Genomic DNA, 23,483 nt, shown 5'->3' on the forward strand with positions numbered 1-23,483 from the left:
TTTCGAAAGCCTTCTGTAACCGCTCTGATGAGCCTCAGTAAGACGTGTAACAAAATGATCGACGGAGGTTTGGGCCGATTCTGGCGGGGATAAAGAGGGAGATCGATCTCGGCGGTGCGTGCGGCAACGCTACGCCGCGTGCGATCCATGCAAGTGATCCGGATTACTGAACAATTACTTTCCAAACCAGCAGCGGACCGGAGAGCCATCGCAATGCGACGACGCCTCGCCGATCCGTCATCATTCCACACTCATCCTCGGCGCTTCTTCCTCAACTCGATCGTCTCGAACAACTCGTAGTTCGGCGTCGGCGTCTGATCCGCGCCGGGCGCGTGATAGTAGTTCATCGTGATCGTCGTTTCGCCGCCGCGATGTCCCGGATCATGATCGAACACCGCAATGCCGTAGCCCGTGCCCGTATCGCGTTGCGCGGACCAGATCGCGTCTTCGACCGCATCCGCGCCGGCCCGCGTGAACGTACCCGTCGTGGCGGCCGCCACCGGCCGGTTCGGTCGCGTGAAAATGCGCGCCTGCGGCAACCCCGTGCCGATATCCACGCCATACACATCGAGCGGCGCGCTCGTGCCGCCGCCGCCGAGAATCAGGTGGATCGTGCCATGACTCGTGTCGAACGTCGACGCACCCGACGACACCGCGGACATCACCGGCTTCGGCTGCAACGTATCGACCGGGCGGCCCGTCGCGATGTCGGTGCCCTTGTGATGATTGCAGCCGCGCACGGGATAACTGCGCTCGTAGTCGTGATCGTGGCCGCACAGCACCAGGTCGACACCGTAGCGGTCGAACAGCGGCAGCCACGTTTCACGGATGCCCTTGTCCGAACCGTTGCCGGTCTGCGACGAACTCAGCGCGTCCTGATGCATCTGGACGACGATCCAGTCCACGTCGTCGTCCTGCGACGCGTGGTGCAAGACTTTCTCGAGCCAGCGCGTCTGCTCGCCGTTGCTATATCCGCGCACGTATAGCGAGGTGCCCGCTTGAACCGGCGGATTGCCGGTGCTGGCGACCGGCACCAGCGGCGCCGGACCGGCCACGAATGCGGCCGCGTCCTGATAGACGACGTCGTCCGCATCGAGCGAGATGAACAGCACCGAACTCACGCGGAAGCTATACCAGCGGCCCTGGAAGCGCGAATGATTATCCGGCAGCGTATAACGCGCGAGATATGACGCGAGCCCCTGCTCGCCGTTGTGAAATTCGAGTTCGTGATTGCCGGGACAGGGCATCCACGGCCGGTTCGATGCCGACGTCTGCGCGTTATTGCCGAAGTCGCGCCATACCGCCGGCTGTTGCGTCGGGTTCAGATTGGCGTAGCAAAGATCGCCGTTGAGCAGGTGAAACAGCGGCTGGAAACGCTCGACTCCCTGCACCGCGAAGCGGCTCTGCGGCGACGACAGCACCCAGCCGGTGTTCGGCGTCGCGAGATCGCCGTAGCTCGTCCAGCGAAACGGCGCGCGGCCATGCGGCGCCGTGCGAAAACTCGCGCTGAAGGGTTGAGCCGCATTGCTGTCGTTCTCGGCCGTCACCTCGTACTGGTAATTCGTGTCGGCCTTCAGATCGCGCAGACGCGCGTGATAGGTGAACACGACCTCGCCGTTGATGCCGTCGGTGTACGTGCTTTGCACCGCGTGAACCGTGTGCCGCTTCGAGTCCGCGCCGCTGAAGCGCACCTGCGGATTCACCGCCGGCGCGAGCGACGCCCACGACACCGTGACCTCGTCCGTCGGATCGTTGCCCCAGGTCAGGTGGATCTGTTCCGGCGTGCCGTCCGGCGCAGCGCCATTGGCGGCCCGCGCCGCCGATGCCAGCGTGCCCGCCGCGCTCGCGAGGCTCGACGCGCCGGCAAACTTCAGAAAACCACGACGTGAGACGATGGAAGCGCCCTGATCATCGGGCGGTGGGGCCTTGACGATTTTTCTGTTCGACATGTCCGGTGGTGTTCTATGGGGATGGAAGAATGTCAGCGCTTATGCGGAACACGATGCTGCCTACGCTGAAGTGTGCGCTGCCGCAGACGTGCATGACGATGCGACCAGTGATGCTAGGCGCGAAGCTGTGACAACCGGATGAAAGGATTGGATGAGCACGACGGCGAACGGCGGCCGGCTGGACTCAGGAAGGGATGACGCGGGGAAAATGCAGCGCGTGGGGCGCGTGGCGGAGGAGTGTCTTAGGAACGCCAGTGCGTAAAGGTCAGTGAAGGGATGGCCGCGTCGAACGGCGGCGGATAGATCAGCGACTAGCGGCTGCAAAGTTGCCGGCGCATCGCGTGTCCAACATCTCGCGCTTGCGGCCGGCAACCTCGCGTTCGCTCAAGTCTGCGAGCTTGTATCGTCGGTGCCTTGCGTGTTGTCGGTGTCGGCCTGCTGGTCGTCGTCCTTCTTTTCCATCATCGATTCCAGTTTGCCGGCACCTTCAAAACCGGCGATCGCGGCGATACCTTTCGTCAGTAGACCGGCTTCCGGGTCCACTTTTTCTGCTGCTTCAACGGCGGCAACCGCCCCCGCAACCTTCCCAAGTTCGTCCAACAGTCCCATATCGCGCTCCGCGAAAAAAAGTGAGGTTGCATCGTCTCACGAACTCGATGGCGTGTCGTTCAATGTCAAACGGCAATAACAATTAGCTGTCGCGTTGAATGAAACTGAAAGATTCTTAACGCGCGGGCGGCTGCGGATTATTCGCCGGATTGGTATCGAACCGTGAAACGCGGCTAATTCCATTCGCGTCGACCAGATTCAGTAATTGGGTTTCCATAGCGTCAGTGATGTCCCTGCCATAGACGGCATCGCCGTTCACATAGATCGTGAATGACCGCAGATACTTCGCTTTCTTCTCCGGGTTCTCTATGGTGTCGCGCGTCCATTGATAGAGTGGAAAGTTCTCCGTCCCGAGTCTTTCCGCCTCGCTGACGTAATCGGCGAACGCATCGAACTGGCACTTCAACGTCGCGTGGTGCGCGTGCAGAATGTCACGCAACGCGGGATGCGCCGCATAGGACGCGTCGGTGCGCAACGCATCCGCCAACTCGGGCGAGACCGTAATCCTGAGCTGGAATTGCAATGTCGAATTCATCTCCACCTCGATACCGGAGAGCCAATGCCGGACTTTCAGGAACGCGCGGTCGCGGCGAGTTGCCCATCGATCTGCGCGATTTCACTGCTCCGCAGCGGCCTGCCCAACAGAAAGCCTTGAGCGTGCGTGCATCCGCACACGCGCACGAAATCCAGTTGCTCCTGCGTTTCGATCCCTTCCGCCGTGGTCGGCATGCCGATTTCGCGAGCCAGCGCGACGATGCCCCGCACCACCGCGGCGGATTCGCGCCCGTGCACGGACTCCTTGACGAACGAACTGTCGATCTTCAGCTTGTCGAACGAGAAACGCACGAGCGTCGACATGGTCGAGAAGCCGGTGCCGAAATCGTCGAGCGCGAGTCCGATACCCAACGCGCGTAACCGCGCCACGTTGCGCTGCGTGACCGCATCGTCGTTCAACAGCACCGTTTCCGTAACCTCGATATTCAGGCGAGCGGGCGGCAGCCGTGTTTTACGCAGAATCGCCGCGACCGTCGAAGCAAATGATTCCTCACGCAATTGCACCGGCGATACGTTGACTGCGACAGCCACCGGGTCGCGCCACGTCGCGGCTTCGGTGCACGACTGCAGCAGCGCCCATTCGCCCAGCGCGAGGATCAGGCCGGTGCGTTCGGCGGTCGGAATAAACGCGGACGGCGAGAGTTCGCCCCGAGTCGGATGCGTCCAGCGCATCAGCGCTTCGCGGCCGGAAATCGCGCCGTCGCTCAGATCGACGATCGGCTGATACTCCATGCGCAATCCGTCGAACGACTGCAGCGCCCCTTCGAGGTCGCTGCGAAGCAGGCTCAGGCTTTCGTCGGAAACGTGCTTGTCGGTATCGAAGATTGCAAACGCGCTTTTACCGCTGCGTTTAACCGCATACAACGCGCGGTCCGCGCAAATCAGCAATTGCGGCCCCGTCTTCGCGTGCTCCGGATAAAGCGACACGCCCACACTCGCGCCGATATGCACCAGCGCCTCGGTCAACACGAACGGCCGCGCGAGCGTTTTGACGATGCGGTCGGCCAGCACGCGAACATCGCGGACCTGCACCGTGCCGTCGGAGATGGCGACGAACTCGTCGCCCGCGAGGCGCCCGACCAGACCGCCGCCCGGCAGGATTTCACGCAAACGGATCGCCGCTTCCTGAAGAATCTGATCGCCGGCGGCATGGCCGAGGCTGTCGTTGATCGCCTTGAAACCGTCGAGATCGATCAACAGAACGGCGAACGATGGATTCTGACGCAGCGCGCCCACCTCCGTGCGTTCCAGCAGCAATTCACTGATACGCGCGCGATTCGGCAGGCCGGTGAGACTGTCCTGATGCGCGAGGCGGTGCGCGCTTTCGCGCGCCAGCAACAACGCGACGGTGTCGCGATTGCTACGCAACGCAACGTTGAAGAACCCGGCCGCACAGAAAGGCGCCTGAAACAGCAGCACGAGCTTGCCATTGCCGGGCGACATCGCCGCGCCGACAGCCAACAGACCGAGAATGAAAGTGATCTGCAACATCGCAAGACGCGGCGTGCCGGCATTGCGGCCGGCCAATCCGCCGATCACGCCGACCGCGCAAACGTTGCCGAGCAGGAATAGCGTCGGGTCTCCGCTGATATTGCACAGCAACGTGCCGAAGCCGAATAGCACGCTCCAGAGCAGACTCGCGAGCAGAAAGGCGGAGGTCGGCGTGGGCCGATCCTGCGCGCTGCGCTTGCGGCATAGCCAGATCAGCCCGAGGCGGACGATCAGCAGAATGACGACGGCAATACCCCATGCCGCATAAAGCGCAATCGGATAAAGATAGAAAGCGGTGGCGCAGACGCTGATTTCGCAAATCGCCGCGAAGATGATCGCGGAGGTTCGCGTGAATAAATGGGCAAGCAGGATTTGCCGATTTTCCGCACTCAGTTCCTGAGCGGAAGACACGACCCACTTGAAAAATGGAGACCTAGGTTCGCTGAAGGCCATGCCCTGTACATTTGACGGTTGGCGGAATTCAAACGGGACGTGCGCAGCAATTATTACGTAAACTCAATTACGCAGACTCAAAATCTCAGCTTAATCCGGAAAAAAGCAGTGTAGACCGCGCGCCACTCCACTGTCTGCATTAGCAAATAACCAATATGGATTTGTGCGGATGCGGCATTCGCCGTTACGATGGCGCCTTTTTGCCGGTCGTCTCCGCATGTCCTCTACCTTTGCGCCCACTCCGTCCGCTGTTTCCACCACCGGGCCCGCAAAGCCTGTCATCCGTTCGGCCTCCGATGTCTCCGACCTCGTCAATCGCGGCGCGGCGGCCGGCAGCGATGCCCGCATCGTCGTCGCCATTGCGCTCGGTGGCGTTTTTCTCGATGCCTACGATCTCGGCGCCCTTGCATTCGGCCTCAAGGACGTCGCCCGCGAATTTTCGCTGACGCCAACAGGTACCGGGCTCGTCGCTTCGGCGATCACGTTCGGGGCTATTTTCGGCGCGTTCTTCGGCGGCTTTCTGACGGACAAGATCGGCCGCTATCGCGTCTTCATGGCCGACATGTTCTTCTTCGTGGTCGCGGCGCTGGCGTGCGCGTTCGCGCCCAACGCCTGGGTGCTCGGCGGTGCGCGCTTCGTGATGGGACTGGGCGTGGGTATCGATCTGCCGGTCGCGATGGCTTTTCTGGCGGAGTTCTCGCGCCTGTCGGGACGCGGCAACAAAGCCGCGCGCATCGCCACGTGGTGTCCGGTGTGGTACGCGGCAATCAGCATCTCGTACCTGCTCGTGCTGGGTTTCTATTCGACGCTGCCGGCCAGTCACTCGGGCCTGCTATGGCGTCTGATTCTGGGTTTCGGCGCGGTGCCGGCGCTCATCATCATTGCGGTTCGCAGCCGTTACATCAGCGAATCGCCGGTTTGGGCCGCCAATCAGGGCGACCTCGAAAGCGCGGCGCGCATTCTGAAGCGATCGTATGGCATCGATGCGGACGTCGCGCCGGAAGTCAAAGCGTCGGCAAATCGCGCACCCGTGCGCGCGGGTTCGTGGCGCAACTACGCAGCGCTGCTGCGCGGCGTGTATTTGCGTCGGACGGTTCTGGCGACCGTCATCGGCATCGCTTCGGCGTTCGCGTATAACGCCGTCGCGTTCGGCTTGCCGGTCATCATTTCGAGCTTCCTCGCTCAGTCGATGCTGACGACGATCCTCGCGTCGCTCGCGCTGAACCTCGGCTTCGCGTTCGTCGGCGGTGTGATCGCGGTGCGCATCGTGCCCGCGGTCGGCGCGTGGAAGCTGACCGTGTTCGGCTACACGCTCCAGTTGATCGCGCTGTTGGGTCTCGCCATCGTGGGGCGGCCGTCGTCGACGCCCGAGGTGGTGTCGGCCGTCGCCCTGCTCGCGTTGTTCCTGCTCGGCCAGGGCATCGGGCCCGGGTCGCACAGCATGACCTTCGCGTCGTTGAGCTACCCGACTTCGTTGCGCGGAGTCGGCGTGGGCTTCAATCAGACCTTGATGCGCGCGAGTTCGGCCGCGTCGCTGTTTCTTTTCCCGGTACTGGCGGCTGCGTTGAACACGCGCGTTTTCTGGATCATCGCGTTCGCACCGTTGTGCGGGTTGCTGGCGTTGCTGGCGATTCGCTGGGAACCGTCGGGCTATGACGTCGACGCCGAGGATTTTCGCGGCGCGGTGTGATTCAAGGGCGCAAGGGTTCGCGTTGAGTACTTCAACGCGCTGCGCCCTCGTCCACTTCAACAGCTTCGACCTGAACGACAGGCAATCCGGAGGGCGCCCCGCCCTCCGCGACTCGCCCCGTCACGTGCACGACCCGGCCCTGCAACCGAAGCGCCGTCGCGTGATCGACGCCCTTCAGTTGCCACGCTGACTTGCCGTCGGAAACGACCGGATACGTGAACGGCTCGTTACCTCGAAGCGTCAACGTACCGTGCAAATCGACCGGATCTCCGGGATGCGCGACTCCCGCACACGCCGCACCGGCACACAGAATAAAAGCGCATAGAAGCAGTTTTCGAAGCATGGCGGCAGAGTAAAGCTGTACGAGTGCGGAGTCGGCGACTCCAGGCTACACAGCCAAGCATGCGTGAAAAAAGCCGTTCTGGAAAGAGAACGGCTTTTTCACATCGTCCAACGCAATGCAGCCGTGCGGGTGGACTACTGCACGACCACCGACAACGTCACGCCCGGCGGCAACGTCACCGTCTCCTCATAAGTACTCGCGACGTGCGAACGCACGGCCGGGAAACTCGCATAGCTCAAGAGCACACCCGGCGCGGCCGACGGCAGCAAACGGACCTTCTTCGACGGATCGATCGACGGCAGCGTGAAGCCGCCTTCGGCGCGCGACGGGAAGCTGTACTGCGCCATGTTCGCCGCCAGCGGCACCTGGGCGCTCGCAGCCGCGGTAAAGTGGCGCAATTCCTGAGCGACGCTGGAGTCGGGACGAACCTGCTGGATCGCGTCATTCAGAAGCGCCATCGAGGTCGTCGCGCTTTTGTCGTTCAACAGAGCCTTGTAAAACGCGAGGCCCAACTGCCGGTTCAGGAAGCCGCCAAACGAACCATTGGTCGCGTAGCTGTCACACGTCGAGTCGTCGACGTCCCATGTCGTCAACCCGCACGTATAGCTGCCGTGATTGTTGTACGTCAGATAGCTGACGAAGCGATTGTCGCGAATCGCGTTGTACGTCGAGTCGATATTGAAACTGACCCAGTCCTCCATCATCATCGCCGTCATCTCTTCGAGCCACGTGTCGTACGCGTACTGCGGCCCCATCAGCATGTCGCGGCGATAGAAGTTCTGCATGTGAGTACTTTCGTGCGCCATCACGGTTTGCATCGCTTTCATGCCGGCGGTGCCCGCCAGATACAGCGTTTCCGAATCCAGATACAGCGACAGGTCCGCATTGCTGTAATACGTCTGGCCGCTCCCCTGGTTGGCGAAGTTGTTCAGCGACCAGAAGTAGCCCACGGTGCCGTACGGCTGCGCATCGTGATTGAAGTTCGCGATGACGAGGTCGATCGGTTGCGACGCGCCGATCACGCCCGCCGTGCTCACCGTGCCCCAGAAAGGACCGCCGACGCTCGTAAGCATGTCGTACACGCCGCCCGTGCCTGCGTAATTCTGCAAAAGGCTGCTGACGATGGCCGGCGTGATCTTGCCTGTGCCGTATTCGGCGGTTTCGACCCAGATGTTGACCTTGGTGCCGTCGGCCGTCGCGCCCGTTGCCTGAAGCGCCATATGGCGCTGCGTGTAGTCGGCCAGCCAGAAATCTCGCGTGTCGCCGATGTTGTAAGTCACCACAGTGCGTTGCACCGGACCGACGACGTCGCCAGACACGCGCCCCGCCGACGCAGCCGCATTCTGTTGCACGAGCGCCTTCCATCCGGTCGCGTTGAACTCGTGGATCGCCTTGACGATCGGGTCCTCTCCGCTCTGCGACGTGGTCAGCGTCTGCGCTTTCGCCGATACGACGTCGGCCGACGGCGTGAGCACGCTTGCGTTGATGGGCAGCGAGGACATCGCCTGAGTGCCGCCCTCGTTGGTGAAAACAAGCGTGACGTTGCGGCCCGCCGTGCCTTTTATCGATACGTTGACCGTACCGGCCTGCGCGCTGGCGTTGAGCGCCTGCCACAAGCCCACGCCGGTGCCGGCGTAGGTCGAGTCGTCCGTCGCACCGCAGTCCGAGCAGGCGGCGTGCAACTTGCCGTCCGCGACGGGCGTCACGGTGACCGGCGGCGCACTGACGACCGGTGGGTTGTTGCCAGCCGTATTCGGGCTGCTGCTGGTCGTGCTGTTGTTATTGCCGCTGTTGTTATTGCCACTGTCGCTGCTGCTACCGCCTCCGCCACCGCCGCATGCGGTCAGGCTCGCGGCCAGAGAAAGCGTCGCGATTACCCCGAATGCCCCGAATGCCGATTTCCCACGCCTGATACGCATATTCTCTTTCTCCACTGCCGGATTCTTGCCTTGTAAAAGTCCTTGGCGGTGTCATGCGCGGGCGTGCACTCGCTCCGTTCGTCCCGAAGAATGAGTTACGGGCCTGTTTCCGGACGTCCCCTGGTCCTGCGCAAAAACACACTATCTCTTATCGGCAGGAAGGCTTCGAAATTTAGGGTAATGACGTCGCCCGGTTCGAATGAAGGGATCGGGGCGGAAAAGAGGCGGGCCTTTTGAAGGGGAAGTTGCGATTCTGTAAGCGGGCGCGTCGTATCGAGCGATTTTTCGCGCGTCACTTTGTAGGCGGCCCGACTAATGGATCAACGGCGTGGGGTCGTTGATGGTGCGGGTCTCCGTGAAGGCTCGCACCTTGCCCGCGATGATGAGTGCGTGCTGTCGAAGAAAGTGGCTATTGCGCGGGTGCAACATCGAATCCTTGCCGCTGGCGAGGCTTCCGGATTGCCAGGCATGTCTGCCAAACCATGCTCATCAATCCAGAAGCGCCTTCAAGCTAAACCGTATTCGTACTGCCGTTATTAAGGATGACTATACATTGCATCCCAATCGGCTTTCGACACCGCCGGGTGTCCCGCATCCGACGATCCACTGGCCGCACCGCCGAAACCGCTCGCCGCGCGCTGCGCCGCTACCTTGGCCGAGGCCGCCTGAATATCGGCTGGGTAAGTCGCATCGGCGTTTCGAGCGGGACTATAGCCGGCCTTTTCCAGTTCGACCAGCTCGGCGCGAACTTGTGCCCGGGTGAGCGACTGGTTCGACTGTGCGAATACGGCAAGCGGTGCTGCGAGCGCAGCGACGAGTACGACGGTTTGAATAAGCGACTTCATGATAACGAGCTCCAGACTCTGCTTTGTCCTGCTACGAACAGCCCTGTTCGTATGTCAGTGACGACAGTTTATGAACGTCCGCGCTCGGGAATAAGGACCGCCGGTGGAGAGGATTGTTCTCGAATGTAGATCAGACCAGGCATTGTTCTGAATGCAGCAAGAGACTTCTCCATCACGGAGCGTTAATTTCGACCTCCGGCATTTCTACACTCCGTCGACTCTCCCCCAATATAACCATCCAATCGGAGTTGACGTGAAGAAGACCTTCATCGTGACGGGCTCGTGCATCGCGACGTTCGTCACGTCGGCGGCCCATGCGCAGAGTTCGGTCACGCTGTACGGCTTGATCGACGCAGGGATCATGTACACCAGCAATGCCACCAAGGGCAGTTCCCACGGGCCGTTATGGCAGGCCACCAGCGGCACGATCAATGGAAGCCGCTTCGGTCTGCGCGGCGCCGAGGACGTCGGCGGAGGAATGAAAGCCCTCTTCGTTCTCGAAAGCGGCTTCAATGTGGAGACCGGTCAATCCGGCCAGGACGGCCGGCTGTTTGGCCGCCAGGCCTATGTCGGGCTGAGCGGCAACCGCTTCGGCACCGTCACGCTCGGACGCCAGTACGATTCGATGACCGACTTCGTCACGCCGCTCTCGGGCGTGTCGGGAAAGTCGGGCGCCGTGGGTTTTTCACACCCCTTCGACAACGATAATCTCAACCACTCCGTGCGGATCAACAACGCCGCCAAGTACGCGAGCAACAATTACGGCGGGCTGGTGTTCAATGCGATGTACGCGTTTTCCAACAGCACCGGGTTTGCCGCGAACCGCGCATGGAGCGGCGGCGCGAGCTATACGCATGGACCGTTCAGCGCGGGAGCCGCGTATCTGCAGATCGACGGCTCGAAAGGAAGCACGGTCGACAGCCCCGGCGCGATCGATGTCAAGGAATCCTCGTTAAACGGGCAGGGCGGGTTCTCGCTCGGCTCCGAACGTCAGCGCACCTTTGGCGGCGGCCTGAACTACACATTCGGCCCGGCTGTGCTCGGCTTTGTCTATACGCATAGCCAGCTCGACGGCTCCGGCTCGTTCGGATCGACCGGCGGAAACGTTTCGTTTCACAACTTCGAAGTGAATAGCAAGTACACGCTGACGCCAGCCATCAGCTGCGCTCTCGCCTACACCTACACGAAGGGTCACGTGGACAACACCACGACCTACGGCACCGATCCGAAGTGGCATCAACTGGACTTGCAGACGGTGTATGCGTTCTCGAAGCGGACCGACGTCTACGCCGAAGCGATGTATCAACACGCGGTCGGGAAGAACTATGTCGCGTTCATGAAGGGCTCGGGAGGCGCATCGTCGACGGCGAATCAACTGGTCGGCACGCTCGGAATGCGCACCCGCTTCTGAAGCGGTCAGGAAGAAAAATAGCAAAGAGCCCCGACACAAAAGTTAGATCAATGGACTTTTGCTGAGTGCGCGGGAAATGGAGGTGCGTCGGGGGTGGCAAGCGGTGGAGCGGGCGCTTAGGTCTGGTCGAGCAAACTTGCCCCCTCGGCACCACGGCACCACGGCACTTCGTAAAAATGGTCTAGGATTAAAAAGGAAGTGCACAACCTCTCAGGAGGATGAGTCATGAAGAACGTTACTGCGGCCCTGCTGGCCATCCTATTCGGCGTGGCGAGCATCGCCCCCGCGATCGCACAAACTTCCCCACCGATGTCGTCGGATCCTTCAGCGCCACTGACACGCGCTGACGTCAAAGCAGACCTTGCCGCCTGGCGTGCTGCGGGATTCAAACCGCCCATCAATTTCGAGCGCTACCCGGCTAACGCTCAACAAGCGGGTCGAATCGTCGCCGAACAGTCCGCGCAGGCGCCGGGCCAGCACTAGCGCGACCCGCAGCAACGCGTTCAGAAAGCTGCTGCAAGCGCTCGTTTGAGCTTCTTCTGCTTCGTAGTGCGGTGCCGCATTGATAGCCGCACGGCCGCCGTTATCCGACAACGGCACCGTGGCGGAGAGTCATGTGCTCCGAATAGCTCATCGACCGGGAACAAGTGCGAGGACCCGAAGCGGACTACCGGAGCCCGATTGAATTTTTAGCGGCGCTGCAAAAATCACGGCTCCGGTTGGCGGCAGTTCATCCAGATTCTTCAGGCACTGCAACCCGTAACGGTTCGCTCCGTGCATCAGCGTATGGCACGGATACGGAACGGGCCACGCATAGGACTGGCCGGCGTCGGTGTTGATCGTTTCAACGCCGAAGCCCTGGACGTCCCGTTCGTGAATCAGCCACTCCACGGTGTCTTGCGCCGGCCCCGGCGTATGAGCGCCGTCTTCCCGCAAGTTGACGAATTCCGCCGGGTCCGTACGCCTGGACCAATCCGTGCGAAATAACACCCATGCCGACGCCGGTATCCTGCCATGCTGCGATTCCCAACGTTCGAGGAATGCCTTCGTGAGCACCCAGTCAGGATTGGCTGCCACCTCTCTACTGGCGTCGATCACGACCGCCGGCGCAATGAAGTTCTGTACGTCGATCGTGTCGACAGTGTTGCGCGGGCGATCCTTGCCGGTCACCCAATGAACCGGAGCGTCGAAGTGTGTCCCGGTATGCTCGCCGCACGAAAAATTGTTCCAGTACCACCCTGGACCCCGTTCGTCATATTGGCTGATCTGCTCCATCTTGAATGCCCACACCTGCCCGAACTCGGGCGGCAATTGCAAGGCGGGGAAATCCGGGGAAAGTGTCTGCGTCAAATCGACCACGCGAATCCCTCCGACCGAGACTTCGCGAATGAGTTGATCGAGAACTGTTGTCATATGGAGCATGTCAGTCGTATTTGTGATAGGTGAACCATCGACGTTGGTCTGCGCGAAGCGCCCGGACACTCATCGCTGTGCTGTTGCGCGAACCTTCCAGTAAAAATATCGCACTACTTATTCTTTGTTCTTCAGGCCGAACCGAATCGGCGGCGCTGTGACCGTCACGCGGATACCATCGTGCGGAACACGTCGTGTTCGATCGCCGCACCCGGGGCACTCAGGCCAATGCGTGCCGCCCGAGCGCTTCCTGCAGCTTTTTGCCGTGCTCGTCGGCTAACGCCGCCTCGCGCAGTTCACGCAGCGTGGCAGGCGCCAGCAGCGCGCCGGCGCGGGCCACCGCCGCCATCACCTTTTCGTAGTTGGCCAGGCCTCGCGCGTGCGTGTCGCTGTAGCCTTTGACGAGCCGCTGGCATTGGGCGACCTCGACAGCAAGCGCCGTATTGCGTTGCGCCGCATCAAGCACCTGACTCAACCAGTGTTCGATGCGCGCATCCTCAACCTGGTAGCGCAGCGTGGCGCGGCGCCAGCCGCGCATGCGCGACACCGCGTAAAGCATCAGGTAGCCGCGCAGCGAGCTGGTGGTAACGACACGGCCCTCCCGCGTGAAACGGCGCACGAGGCGATGCACCCAGTGCGGACGCATCAGCCAGTTGCCGAGCGACGCGGGCAGCGTCTCGCAAATTTCTTCGAGACGCGGATGCATGAACTCGTTGATCGCCAGCAGTTGGTCCGCTTGCGCGCGCACTTCGCTGCGTACCCGCTCGAAGCGTGAACCACGAATCTTGAGGTCGGCCACGCGGATCGTGTCTTCGTACGACATCCACAGCGCCAGGTGGCGCGCAGTCTCGCGCACGAGCGTGGTGTCCTGCTGACCGAGCGCGTGCTGCAGTTCGGCAAGGCGACCGAGATAGAGTGCTGCATAGTCGGGATCCTGGTAGTCGATCAGCCGGCGCACGCCCTCGATCACCACCTGTTGAACCGCAGCGGGGAACTGACCGCGAACGCGTTCGACGAGTGCCGCCACCTTCGCGTCGCGTGGCTTCGCTTCGATGCCGGCAGTCGCGGATGTTTCCGTGTCGCCCACAGGCTGTTCGACATCGTTCGCCTTCAGGTAGGCCGCGCCGAACGCCTGCAGGCTCGGCTTGACGCCGACGCCACCGCGTTCGATCGTCGCCTCGAACTGCTCGCGGCTGAACGCCAGCACGCCGGTGCCGGCCAGCGCACCGAACAGCACAGCGCTGATCACGCTGCCGGAGGCTTCGGCCGCCTGAGCCATATCGAAACGCACGAAACGCTTCGCCGCCTTGCGGGCGTTTGCGACCAGCGCGTCGCTATCCACTCGGCCGTCGCCCATCGCCGTCTTCTCGGCAATCGAATAGACACGGTGGGTGGAAGCCACGAGCGTGGTGCGATCCGGCGTCACGAGACCGCGCTGCACTGCGCGCCCGGCTTCCATCAGTTCGGATGCGAGCACCACGTCGACGTCGCCCGGCAGCGGCATCAGCGCGAGTACCGGCGCGCGGCCGGCACGGTCCGCGAGTTCGCGCGGAAACAGTTCGACGTAATAGATGGTCGCGCCGGTGCGTTGCGCGACCCCCGGCACGGAGGTGGTCTGCGCGTAGTAGCCGTTGTGTTCGCCGAGATCGACGATCCAGTCGGCGAGCACGCCTCCGCCCTCTCCACCCATGGCGAGAATGGCGATTTTGATCGGTTGGGCTTTCATAGTGGCACTCGTGTTGATCAGAACGCGTAGCGTGCGCGGCGCGCCGCGTCACGCCGCTGCAACCAGCCGATCAGCCCATCGCGCACGCGCTGCCGCAGACGGTCGACACGGTTCGGGTTGCTAACGATCTGCGCACGGTAAAACGAAGGGCACAGCACGGCGGCATGGGACACTTCTCCGCACAGCCCGCAGCCCACGCAGCTATCGAGCACGGTTGCAACCGGATCCGTGCGCAACGGGTCTGGGTTCTGCTTGACCGACAGCGACGGGCAACCGGACAGACGGATGCACGAGTGATCGCCGGTACAGGTATCCGAATCGACACCGAAGCGTTCGCGCACCACACGCTCGCCGGCCGCGATCGCCTTGCGCACCTTCGGCTTCTCGCGACGTTGTTTGTTCAACATGCACTCGCTTTGCGCGATCAGCACCTTCGGGCCTTTAGCCTGAGTGGTGAGCGCTTCCTTGAGCGTGGCCATCATCGACTTCAGGTCGTAAGTGCGGCGAACGGTGCGCACCCAATCCACGCCGACGCCACGCACGGCCCGCTCGATCTCGTGCCCGGTGCTACGGGTCGGATTGAGCGCGGCGGACGACAGGATGTCCTGCCCTCCGGTAGCCGACGTATAGCTGTTGTCGACGATGACGGTGAGGTTGTCGCTCTTGTTGAAAACCGCGTTGGCGATCCCGCTGGTCAGGCCGTTGTGCCAGAACCCGCCATCGCCCATGACCGAGATCGCCCGCTTGTCCGCGGGTGCGTTGAGCGCCGACGCGCTCGCGCTGCCGAGACCGTAGCCCATCGTCGTACTGCCGAGATTGAATGGCGGCAGAATCGAAAACAGATGGCAGCCGATATCCGCGCTCACATGGTGCGTGCCCAGTTCGCGCTCAACCAGCTTCATTGCGGTGAAGATCGGCCGCTCGGGACAGCCCGTGCAAAAGCCGGGCGGTCGCGCATGCACGTTTTCATCCAGCGGCGCGACCGGCTCGGCCGCAGGCGCTGGAGCGCTCACCGCCGAAGCGGCGGCGGGCGCCGCCACGAGCGGAATCACCTTGCGCGCGACCGGCTGGAGCGGCTCCGGCGCGAGCATGCCATAGCGCTCGAAAAACGCGCGCAGCCCCTTCATCACGGTCGCCGTGTTGTATTCGCCGGCGAGCGACAGCATGTCCTTGCCGTGCAGCACGGCCGAGTAATCGGCATGGCGCAGGATCGCGCTGGCGTTCTGCTCGACGAAGTTCGGCTGGCCTTCCTCGATGACGAGTACCGCGCGCTTGCCCTCGCAAAATCGTTGCCACTCGGAATCGACGAGCGGATACGCGACGTTCATCACGTACAGCGGCACCTTCGACTCGCCGTAAACATCGGCGAGTCCGAGGCGTTCGAGCGCGCGCAGCACCGTGTTGTAGCTGCCGCCCTGCACGGCGATGCCGATATCGGCGGCGTCCGCCGAGAAAAATTCGTTGAGCTGGCGCTCCTCGATGAACTTCACCGCCGCGGGCCAGCGCTCGTTGATCTTCTCCTGCTCGTGCAGGAAGCTCGCGGGCGGCAGCACGATGCGGCTCACGTCGCGATTCGGATTTTCGAGGGCATCCTTGATCGAAAACGCCGAGCGTCGGTTATCCGACGCGACGAACTGCCCGTGCACGTGACACGCGCGAATGCGCAATTGCAGCATCACCGGCGTGTTGCTGGCCTCGGAGAGATCGAAGCCGTCCTTCACCGCCTGGACGATGCACGGCAGGTTCGGCCGCGGATCGAGCAGCCAGATCTGCGATTTCATCGCGAACGCGTGGCTGCGCTCCTGCATGATCGAGGAGCCTTCGCCATAGTCTTCGCCGACGATGATCAGCGCGCCGCCCGTCACCCCGCCCGAGGCGAGATTCGCCAGCGCGTCGGAAGCGACGTTGGTGCCGACCGTGGCTTTGAACGTCACCGCGCCGCGCAGCGGATAGTTCACCGAGGCGGCGAGCGATGCCGCCGCGGTGGCTTCGCTCGCGCTGTTTTCGAAGCGGATGCCGTGGTCGCTCAGAATGTCCTGGGCATCGGCGAGCACGTCCATCAGGTGCGAGATCGGCGCGCCCTGATAGCCGGCCACATACGCCACGCCCGACTCCAGCAGCGCCTTGGTCACCGCGAGAATTCCCTCACCGCTGAAAACCTCGCCGGCGCCAAGGCGCAGCTTCTTCACTTCTTCGACAAATGACCGCTCGGCCATGGTGTTCCTCGTGGGTGATCCGGTTCAGGCGTTAGCGGCGTTTGCGTTGTTGGCGACCACCGACTGCGCGAGCCGCTTGCGATAGAAAAAGTACACCGCCGAAATGGCGACCAGCCACGGCACGCCGACGATCCAGGAGATGTTCCAGAATTCGGTGTCCAGCCCCATCGTCACCAGAATCGCACTCAGCAATGCAATGCCGGTAATCTGCGCAATCGGGAACAGCGGCATGCGTACCGGCAGCGTGCGGCCTCGCCATGCACGACGGAATCGCAGATGAGTCGCGAGAATCACGATCCATACGAAGATGCCGCCGAACAACGCAATACCGAACAGATAGTTGTATGCGAGCGGGCTGAAGAACGACACCGCCGCTGCCGCGAGCACGCCGGCGCCGGAAATCAGCGTGGCGACGAGCGGCGTGCCGTTCGCGGTCAGCACGCCGATCCAGCGCGGTGCATAGCCGCCGCGCGCGAGTGAGAACAGCGTGCGTGAGGACAGGTAGATGTTGGTGTTCATGCTCGACAGCGCCGCGGTGATCACGACGAAGTTCATCAGCGCCGCCGCGTGCGCGATACCGGCGTGCGCGAAGAGCTTCACGAACGGACTTTGCTGCACCACCTTCGCACCGGCTTCGGTCCACGGGAGGTAGGCGACCATCAGGCCGAGCGCGAGAATGTAGAACAGCGTGAGGCGCCCCACCATCGAACGCAGCGCATGCGGAATAGCGCGTGACGGATCTTTCGCCTCGCCCGACGTCACGGCCACGATTTCCACGCCGTAGAACGAGAAAATCGCCATCAGCACGCCCATCCACACGCCGCCGAAACCATGCGGCATGAAGCCGCCCGGCAAGCCGGTCAGATTGTGCAGACCGATGGCGGGCGTCGCCGTTCCGAGACCGAACACCTTCGCGACGCCGACCACGATGAAGCCGAGAATCGCCACCACCTTGATCAACGCAAACCAGTACTCGAACGAGCCGAAGTTGGTCACCGAGCGGCAGTTGACGTAGACGAGCGCGATGGACCACAGCCATACGGGCACGCCGGGCCACCAGAACCCCATGTAGACGCCGACAGCGATGGCTTCGCCGCCGACCGCGACCACCTCGATGATCCAGTACGTGTAGCGCACGACGAAGCCGACGCCGCGGCTCAGGTACATCTCCGCGTACGTGCCGAACGACCCCGCGGTCGGATGCGCGACGGCCATCTCAGCGAGGCTGAACACCATGATCACGGCGATCAGCGCGGCGATCGCGTAGCTGATCAGCACCGCCGGGCCTGCGTAACCGATCGCAATGCCGCTGCCCATGAAGAGGCCCGTGCCAATGGCACCTCCGATGCCGATCATCGTGATCTGGCGTTGCGTCAGGGCTTTGTGCAAGCCCTTTTCGCGTGCGGTAATACTCGTCTCTTCCATGTCGCGTTCCCGTGTCCGTGTGAGGGTTGTGCTGCGTCAGTGGGTCAGCCTGCGGGGAGCAGCGTCGACAGCGAGTCGAGCGCCGCGTGGGAAGTCAGCATGCCGGGCGACATACGCACGGTGCAGCCGCGCGTATCCACCAGAATGCCGTGCTTCGCCAGTGAAACCTCCAGCTCGTGCGGATCGATGTGCGCGGGCAAATCCGCCATCACGCTGCCGCCGCGCTGCGAATCGTCGCGCGGTGAGCGCAAGCGGTATCCCTTGGCATCGGCCAGCGCAATCAACCGGTGCGACAGCGCAAGGTTGTGCTCGCGCATGCCGGCCGCCGCGCTGGAGAGCCGCCACGCGAGGCCCGGGCTCGATGCGACGAACGGCAAAAACGATGGCGTGCCGTTGTCGAAGCGCCGCGCATCGGCGGCCAATGAGAAACGCGAGAGATCCCAGTTGAATGGATCCGGTTGGCTGAACCAGCCCTGCACGAGCGGCGCCAGGTCGCTGTCGAGCAACTCGGGATTGAGGTACGCGAGCCCGGTGCCCGGCGCGCCGCACAACCACTTGAGCGTGGTGCTCGCGACGAAATCGACAGCCGGCTGCATGACGTCGAAGTCGAGGATGCCCGCGCCTTGTGTGATGTCGACTGCGATCAGGCTGCCCTGTGCCCGGGCGTGCGTGGCGAGCCGCTTGATATCCGCGCGCTTCGAAGCGGTCGACGTGACCCAGGTCACGACGGCCAGCGCCACGTCGTCCTGCCAGCGGGCGATGAATGCATCGTCGGTCACGAATGCTTCGCCGGATGCGACCGGCACCGTGTCGAGCGTAAAGCCAAGCACGGGTTCGAGTCCGCGCAGCATGTAGTGCAGGCTCGGGAAGCAATCCCCGGCGATCAGCACGCGTCGGCCAGCCAGACGCCGACGGCCGAGCGCGCCGACGAAGCGCGCGAACGCTTCAGTGACGTTCTCCGATGCGAAGACGGCATGAGACGGCGCGTTGACCAGCGTGGCCCATTGATCGAGCACCTGCCGTCGAGCGGCGAGACCGTAGTCCCAGCGCTGCAGATCGGGGCGGCACCAGCTCGACGCGAAGGTGTCGAGCGCGGTGCGCATGGCGTCTTCCTGGCCGGGAAACATGCCGACCGAGTGGTACAGCAGCCAGCCCTGGCGATCGGGTTCGGCGGAATAGGTCATGAGTCGTTCCTTTCGATGTGTCGGCGCGCGCGCCTTAGAACAGGTGGCGAATGCCGGCGGCGACGCCCGTCTGGTTATCCTTGCCGGGCAGCTCGGTGAACGCGCCGCCGCTGACGTGGTTGTAGTCGACGGTCGCATAGACCTGCGTGCGCTTGGACAACGCGTACTCGGCCAGCAGCACGCCGGTGTAGCGCTGGCCGGTGTTGCCGGCAAGGCCGTTGATGTTGTGGATGTCGTCGTAGTACGCGGCGCCCGTGAGGGTCAACGCCGGTGTCGCCTGATAGGTGACGCCGGTGTAGAGCGTCATGTCGCGGCGCTTGTTGTCGGCGAACGAGCCGGTGGTGATGGTGCGGCTCGGATCGTTGAGCGCCCCGTCGACGAAGCCCGTGGCATCCTGGCCGCCCATGTAGCCGACGAACAGCGTAGCGAGACTGATGGAGTATTTCGCGGCCGCGCCCCACATGCGCTGGATGTTGTTGCTGAGGTCACGCGATTCCTGATACGTACCGCCGAAGCTGGCCGGGCCGAGGTCGTAAGACGCGCGCACGCTCCAGGACGAGTTCCTGCTCAGGCTGCCGGGCTGCTGACCGAACGCGTAGGTCGCGCCAACATGCAGGCCGCCGAATTGCCCGGCATAGGTCGCGGCATTGTCGATGCGACCCACCGTCATGAAGAACGGCCACGAGTTCGCCGTATAGTTGCCGACGGTCAACGGATCGAAGTCGCCGAAGAAATTGAATGCCTCCGCTCCCTGGCGGCCGAGCGTGAACGTGCCGAGTCTGCCGGACACGCCGACGTAGGCATAGCGGCCGAAGATGCGCCCGCCCTGGTTGAGATTGCCGGTCTGCGGATCGAAACCGCTTTCGAGGCGGAACAGCGCCTTGAGCCCGCCGCCGAGGTCTTCCTCGCCCTTCAGGCCCCAGCGGCTGTTGGTGATGGCGCCGTTGGTCAACTGCACCTGGTTGTCGTTCGCCGCGTTCGAATTATTCGTGAAGCGCACGCTCTGGTCGACAATGCCGTACAGCGTCACGTCGCCTTGTGCGAAGGCGGTCCCCGTTAACCCGATCCCCAGGATTGCTATCGCGGCTTGGAGTTTGCGTTGCATCATTTACGAGTCTCTCTTGTTGGATGGATAACCAGAGCGGCGTCGTCGGCCGATCACGGGTGTTGCAAAATCCTGGCTGCACAGGCTGGTCTAGGGCCGCCGGCGCAATAGTGTTTCGAGTCGATCCATGGCTTCGATCAGGCTCGCGTCGCTGCGCGCATAGCACAGGCGGATCTGGTGCGCCGATTCCTCGCCGAACGCAATACCCGGAGCGAGCCCCAAGCCGGCCTCGCGCACGGCGCGCTTGCAGAATTCGAGCGTGTCCGTGACGCCATCGATGCTGAACATCAGATAGAACGACGCGCTCGCCGGCATCACGTGCAGCCGCTCCATCGTGCGCAGACGTTCGAGCACGATTCGCTGGCCCCCACGGCAGCGCGACACGAACGATTCGACGACCGGCTCGCCATCGTTGAGGGCCGCCGCCGCCCCAGCCTGCAGAAACGCCTGACCGCCGCTGGTGTTGAACTGGATCAGCTTCTCGAAGGTGTCGAGCATCGAGCGCGGATACACGAGCCAGCCCATACGCCAGCCAGTCATCAGCCACGCTTTCGAAAAGCTGTTGATCACGAAGACCGGATCGTCGGGCGTGGCGATTTCCAGCAGCGAAGGCGCGTAGGGCCGGTCATAGACGATGCGCTGATAGACCTCGTCGGCGAGGATCGAGATGCCGCGTGCACGCGCGAAGTCGAGCAGCTGCGTCTGCTGGTCGACTTCCATCATCCAGCCGGTGGGGTTGCCCGGCGACGCGTAGTAAATTGCCTTCGTGCGTGCATCGCAAGTGTCGAACAGCCGCTGCAGGTCGAGACGCCATCCGTCATCGTCACAGCTGAGCGGCACGCTACGAACCTCGGCGCCGGCAATCGTGGCGGCGCGCAGAATGTTCGGCCATGACGGCGTCACGCATACGACGTTGTCGCCCGGTTCGATGATGGCTTGCGCGACGAGCATCACCGCATTCATGCCGCCGCACGTGACGGCGATCCGCTCGTCCGCCACGCGGATTCCGCACAGCCTGTCGTAGTAGGCGCGGATCGCGTCCCGCAACTGAGCGATACCGCGATTTGCCGAATAGAACGTGTGGCCGGCGGCCAGCGCGCGACTGGCCGCGTCGCAGAACGCCTGCGGTGTCGGCAAATCACTTTCTCCCGCCCACAGACCGATGACATCATTGCGGCCAACGCCCAGACGCCACACGTCGATGATGGGCGAATCCGGCATCGTCGCGATCGCTTGTCTCGTGATACTCATTGCTTCCCCCGAGTGTTCTGACCGGCGTGAGAGGCAGCCGTCGAGCATGAGCGACGCACCTCGTCTCGTGCCGTCAGGAATCCTTGCTTCACCAATTCAATGTCATTGGCGCACACGGCCATCCGGTATCCGCTCTCCAACGCGCGACGCGCGGCGCAGGCGTCGGCGGTGAAGATGCCGCACGGCAAACCGCGTGCGGTCGCGGCACGCAGGACCCGCTCGCAATCGCGGCCAATCACCTCGCTGTCGCTGGTCCCGCGTGACAGACAAAGATCGCCGGTGCCGATGAACAGATAGTCGACGCCCGGCACCGCGGCGATGGCTTCGACGTTCTCGACGCCCTCGGCCGTTTCGATCATCAAGCCGATGGCCACTTCGCGATCGGCGGCGAGCATCGCATCGACCCCGGCCAGCAATGGGCGCACGCCGCCAGCCGAACGCACGCCCACAGGCGGGTAGCGCCCGGCCGACACGGCCCTGCGTGCGTCCGCCGCGGTTTCAATGAGCGGCACCAGCACCGACGCGGCGCCTGCGTCGAGCGCCTGTGCAATGGCGCCGTGCAAATTTCCGGCGCAGCGGGCAATCACCGGCACCTGCGCACCGACGGCGCCAATCGCCGCCTCCAGCGAGCCGCGCTCCCACAGCCCGTGCTGAAGATCGAGCACGAGTGCCTCCGGATTCGCATGCGCGGCGAACTCCACCATCGATGTATTTCCGAGCGCGAGCCATATCAGATCGAGGTGTCGACCACTGACCAGAGCCGGCTTCAGCGAGCGAAAAAACATCGGTTGAGTCCTTGGTTACCTGGTTGGTCCACCGAGCAGTTCCCCGGCCCATTTCGCAAACTGAATTCAGTTTTGAAGTTGGCGAAACCATAAGGTGGAGAAATTTAGATGTCAACTAATTGTGGATGCCAGATTCGCGTCAAGCAGCGGTGTAACCCATACCCATCAACGGCTGATGGTTTTACCTGAGCGGGTTTTCACTTAGGCTTCCGGGGCTGTTTGGCCTCGTGGACGCGTAGCTTGACAATGGGCCTACAAGACGGCGAAGATGGGCGAATCAAGGAGTTCTGAATTCAGATTGGGGAACCGGCCACCATGCCAATGCAGGTCTCGAAAGTTGCCAGGACGCTCAGCCGAACCGAGCTCAAACAGACTACGTTGACTGAGACGATTTACCAGGAGGTCCGCGGTCGGCTACAGCGCGGAGACATCGGCGCGAACGAACGCATTCTCGACTATGAAATAGCGAACGAATTCGACTGCACGCGCATGCCTGTCCGTCAGGCGCTTCTACGGCTGGTCAACGAGGGTTACCTGGTCGGGACCACGCGCGGCTTCGTCATGCCCATGCTGACGAACGGCGACATCCATGAGATTTTCGAAGTGCGCCGGCTACTTGAACCGAGCGCGGCAGCGGGCGCGACGGCCGCGCTGACGGATAAGCATGATGCTGCGTTAAAGCGTGCCTACCAGAACGCTCGCCGGGCGTATGAAAAGCAGGACGGCGTCGCCATGATTGCTGCCAATGTGGAGTTTCGCGATGTCTGGCTCGGCGCCGTACAGAACAGACGGCTGCAGGAGACGATCAGACGTTTTACCGACCACGCGCAACAGGTCAGATCGCTGACATTGACTGACTCGTCCACCCAGAAAATCGCACTTGATGGAATGCATGACTTGCTGAACGGCTTCCTTGAGCGTGATGCGAAACGTGTCCGGACTACGATGCTCGAATTTATCCTCAGTGCCGAGCAACGGTATTTCGTATTGGTCGACGGCCAGGATTGATGACGGTGACACGACGCGCATGCGCTCTCCGCGCAGGAATCCGCCTGCTCCTTCGAATGACGCTGAGTCACCAGTTCGTCGAGGCGTTGCGGTACGGGATCGAAA

Annotated in this window: 19 protein-coding genes; 4 read left to right on the forward strand and 15 right to left on the reverse strand. The window is 62.6% G+C overall.

All coding sequences use genetic code 11. The features are described from left to right. Nucleotides 1-251 precede the first annotated feature (251 nt). The 4 genes from BGI01S_RS14495 to BGI01S_RS14510 all read right to left on the reverse strand — a co-directional run bounded on the left by BGI01S_RS14495 (nt 252) and on the right by BGI01S_RS14510 (nt 5,057). Complete coding sequence (locus BGI01S_RS14495; RefSeq protein WP_042326451.1) at nt 252-1,949, reverse strand: purple acid phosphatase family protein; 1,698 nt, start codon at nt 1,947-1,949, stop codon at nt 252-254. A gap of 384 nt (nt 1,950-2,333) precedes the next feature. After that, the gene (locus tag BGI01S_RS14500) at nt 2,334-2,558 is read right to left on the reverse strand and encodes a hypothetical protein (protein WP_042326452.1); all 225 of its coding nucleotides are present in this window, start codon (nt 2,556-2,558) and stop codon (nt 2,334-2,336) included. A gap of 115 nt (nt 2,559-2,673) precedes the next feature. Next, a complete protein-coding gene (locus BGI01S_RS14505; RefSeq protein ID WP_042326453.1) occupies nt 2,674-3,093 on the reverse strand; it encodes a hypothetical protein in 420 nt (139 codons plus the stop codon). 35 nt (nt 3,094-3,128) lie between these two features. Then, the gene (locus BGI01S_RS14510) at nt 3,129-5,057 is read right to left on the reverse strand and encodes a putative bifunctional diguanylate cyclase/phosphodiesterase (protein ID WP_042326454.1); all 1,929 of its coding nucleotides are present in this window, start codon (nt 5,055-5,057) and stop codon (nt 3,129-3,131) included. Between the two features lie 217 nt (nt 5,058-5,274). Between BGI01S_RS14510 and BGI01S_RS14515 the strand changes: the two genes are divergently transcribed. Continuing rightward, entirely contained in the window at nt 5,275-6,747 is a 1,473-nt protein-coding gene (locus BGI01S_RS14515) for an MFS transporter (RefSeq protein ID WP_042326455.1), read from the forward strand. A 31-nt stretch (nt 6,748-6,778) separates the two neighbouring features. On the opposite strand, the gene BGI01S_RS30195 is transcribed toward BGI01S_RS14515, so the two are convergent. From BGI01S_RS30195 to BGI01S_RS14525, 3 genes are all read right to left on the reverse strand, one after another. Next, entirely contained in the window at nt 6,779-6,991 is a 213-nt protein-coding gene (locus BGI01S_RS30195; protein ID WP_157004176.1) for a hypothetical protein, read from the reverse strand. Nucleotides 6,992-7,224: 233 nt separating this feature from the next. Continuing rightward, on the reverse strand, nt 7,225-9,009 hold the full coding sequence (locus BGI01S_RS14520) for a M30 family zinc metallopeptidase (RefSeq protein WP_042326456.1): 1,785 nt from the start codon (nt 9,007-9,009) through the stop codon (nt 7,225-7,227). Nucleotides 9,010-9,545: 536 nt separating this feature from the next. Beyond that, a complete protein-coding gene (locus BGI01S_RS14525) occupies nt 9,546-9,854 on the reverse strand; it encodes a DUF4148 domain-containing protein (protein WP_042326457.1) in 309 nt (102 codons plus the stop codon). A gap of 253 nt (nt 9,855-10,107) precedes the next feature. On the opposite strand from BGI01S_RS14525, the gene BGI01S_RS14530 reads away from it, so the two are divergent. Together BGI01S_RS14530 and BGI01S_RS14535 are read left to right on the forward strand one after the other, a co-directional pair. Next, nucleotides 10,108-11,265 (forward strand): porin, encoded by a 1,158-nt coding sequence (locus BGI01S_RS14530; RefSeq protein ID WP_232624426.1) that lies wholly within the window; start codon nt 10,108-10,110, stop codon nt 11,263-11,265. A gap of 225 nt (nt 11,266-11,490) precedes the next feature. Beyond that, nucleotides 11,491-11,748: a DUF4148 domain-containing protein gene (locus BGI01S_RS14535; protein WP_042326458.1), complete on the forward strand. Its 258-nt coding sequence runs from the start codon at nt 11,491-11,493 to the stop codon at nt 11,746-11,748. A gap of 147 nt (nt 11,749-11,895) precedes the next feature. Here BGI01S_RS14535 and BGI01S_RS14540 read toward each other — a convergent pair whose 3' ends face one another. The 8 genes from BGI01S_RS14540 to BGI01S_RS14575 all read right to left on the reverse strand — a co-directional run bounded on the left by BGI01S_RS14540 (nt 11,896) and on the right by BGI01S_RS14575 (nt 22,370). After that, nucleotides 11,896-12,678, reverse strand: a complete 783-nt coding sequence (locus BGI01S_RS14540) for a cyclase family protein (RefSeq protein WP_042326829.1) — start codon at nt 12,676-12,678, stop codon at nt 11,896-11,898. Nucleotides 12,679-12,898: 220 nt separating this feature from the next. After that, nucleotides 12,899-14,404 (reverse strand): indolepyruvate oxidoreductase subunit beta family protein, encoded by a 1,506-nt coding sequence (locus BGI01S_RS14545; RefSeq protein WP_042326459.1) that lies wholly within the window; start codon nt 14,402-14,404, stop codon nt 12,899-12,901. A 17-nt stretch (nt 14,405-14,421) separates the two neighbouring features. Further along, a complete protein-coding gene (locus tag BGI01S_RS14550; protein ID WP_042326460.1) occupies nt 14,422-16,620 on the reverse strand; it encodes a thiamine pyrophosphate-dependent enzyme in 2,199 nt (732 codons plus the stop codon). Nucleotides 16,621-16,644: 24 nt separating this feature from the next. Continuing rightward, a complete protein-coding gene (locus tag BGI01S_RS14555; RefSeq protein ID WP_042326461.1) occupies nt 16,645-18,045 on the reverse strand; it encodes an amino acid permease in 1,401 nt (466 codons plus the stop codon). Nucleotides 18,046-18,089: 44 nt separating this feature from the next. Next, a complete protein-coding gene (locus tag BGI01S_RS14560) occupies nt 18,090-19,229 on the reverse strand; it encodes an aminotransferase class V-fold PLP-dependent enzyme (RefSeq protein ID WP_042326463.1) in 1,140 nt (379 codons plus the stop codon). A gap of 34 nt (nt 19,230-19,263) precedes the next feature. After that, nucleotides 19,264-20,334 (reverse strand): porin, encoded by a 1,071-nt coding sequence (locus BGI01S_RS14565; protein ID WP_042326831.1) that lies wholly within the window; start codon nt 20,332-20,334, stop codon nt 19,264-19,266. Nucleotides 20,335-20,424: 90 nt separating this feature from the next. Beyond that, entirely contained in the window at nt 20,425-21,585 is a 1,161-nt protein-coding gene (locus tag BGI01S_RS14570; protein ID WP_042326464.1) for a pyridoxal phosphate-dependent aminotransferase, read from the reverse strand. Next, nucleotides 21,582-22,370, reverse strand: a complete 789-nt coding sequence (locus BGI01S_RS14575) for an HpcH/HpaI aldolase family protein (RefSeq protein ID WP_052400473.1) — start codon at nt 22,368-22,370, stop codon at nt 21,582-21,584. The genes BGI01S_RS14570 and BGI01S_RS14575 overlap by 4 nt, the downstream gene beginning before the upstream one ends. A gap of 315 nt (nt 22,371-22,685) precedes the next feature. On the opposite strand from BGI01S_RS14575, the gene BGI01S_RS14580 reads away from it, so the two are divergent. Next, nucleotides 22,686-23,378 carry a GntR family transcriptional regulator gene (locus tag BGI01S_RS14580; protein ID WP_052400474.1) on the forward strand — a complete coding sequence of 231 codons (693 nt, stop codon included), beginning with the start codon at nt 22,686-22,688 and terminating at the stop codon, nt 23,376-23,378. Nucleotides 23,379-23,483 lie beyond the last annotated feature (105 nt).

This window comes from Paraburkholderia ginsengisoli NBRC 100965, from assembly GCF_000739735.1.
Lineage (GTDB): Bacteria > Pseudomonadota > Gammaproteobacteria > Burkholderiales > Burkholderiaceae > Paraburkholderia > Paraburkholderia ginsengisoli.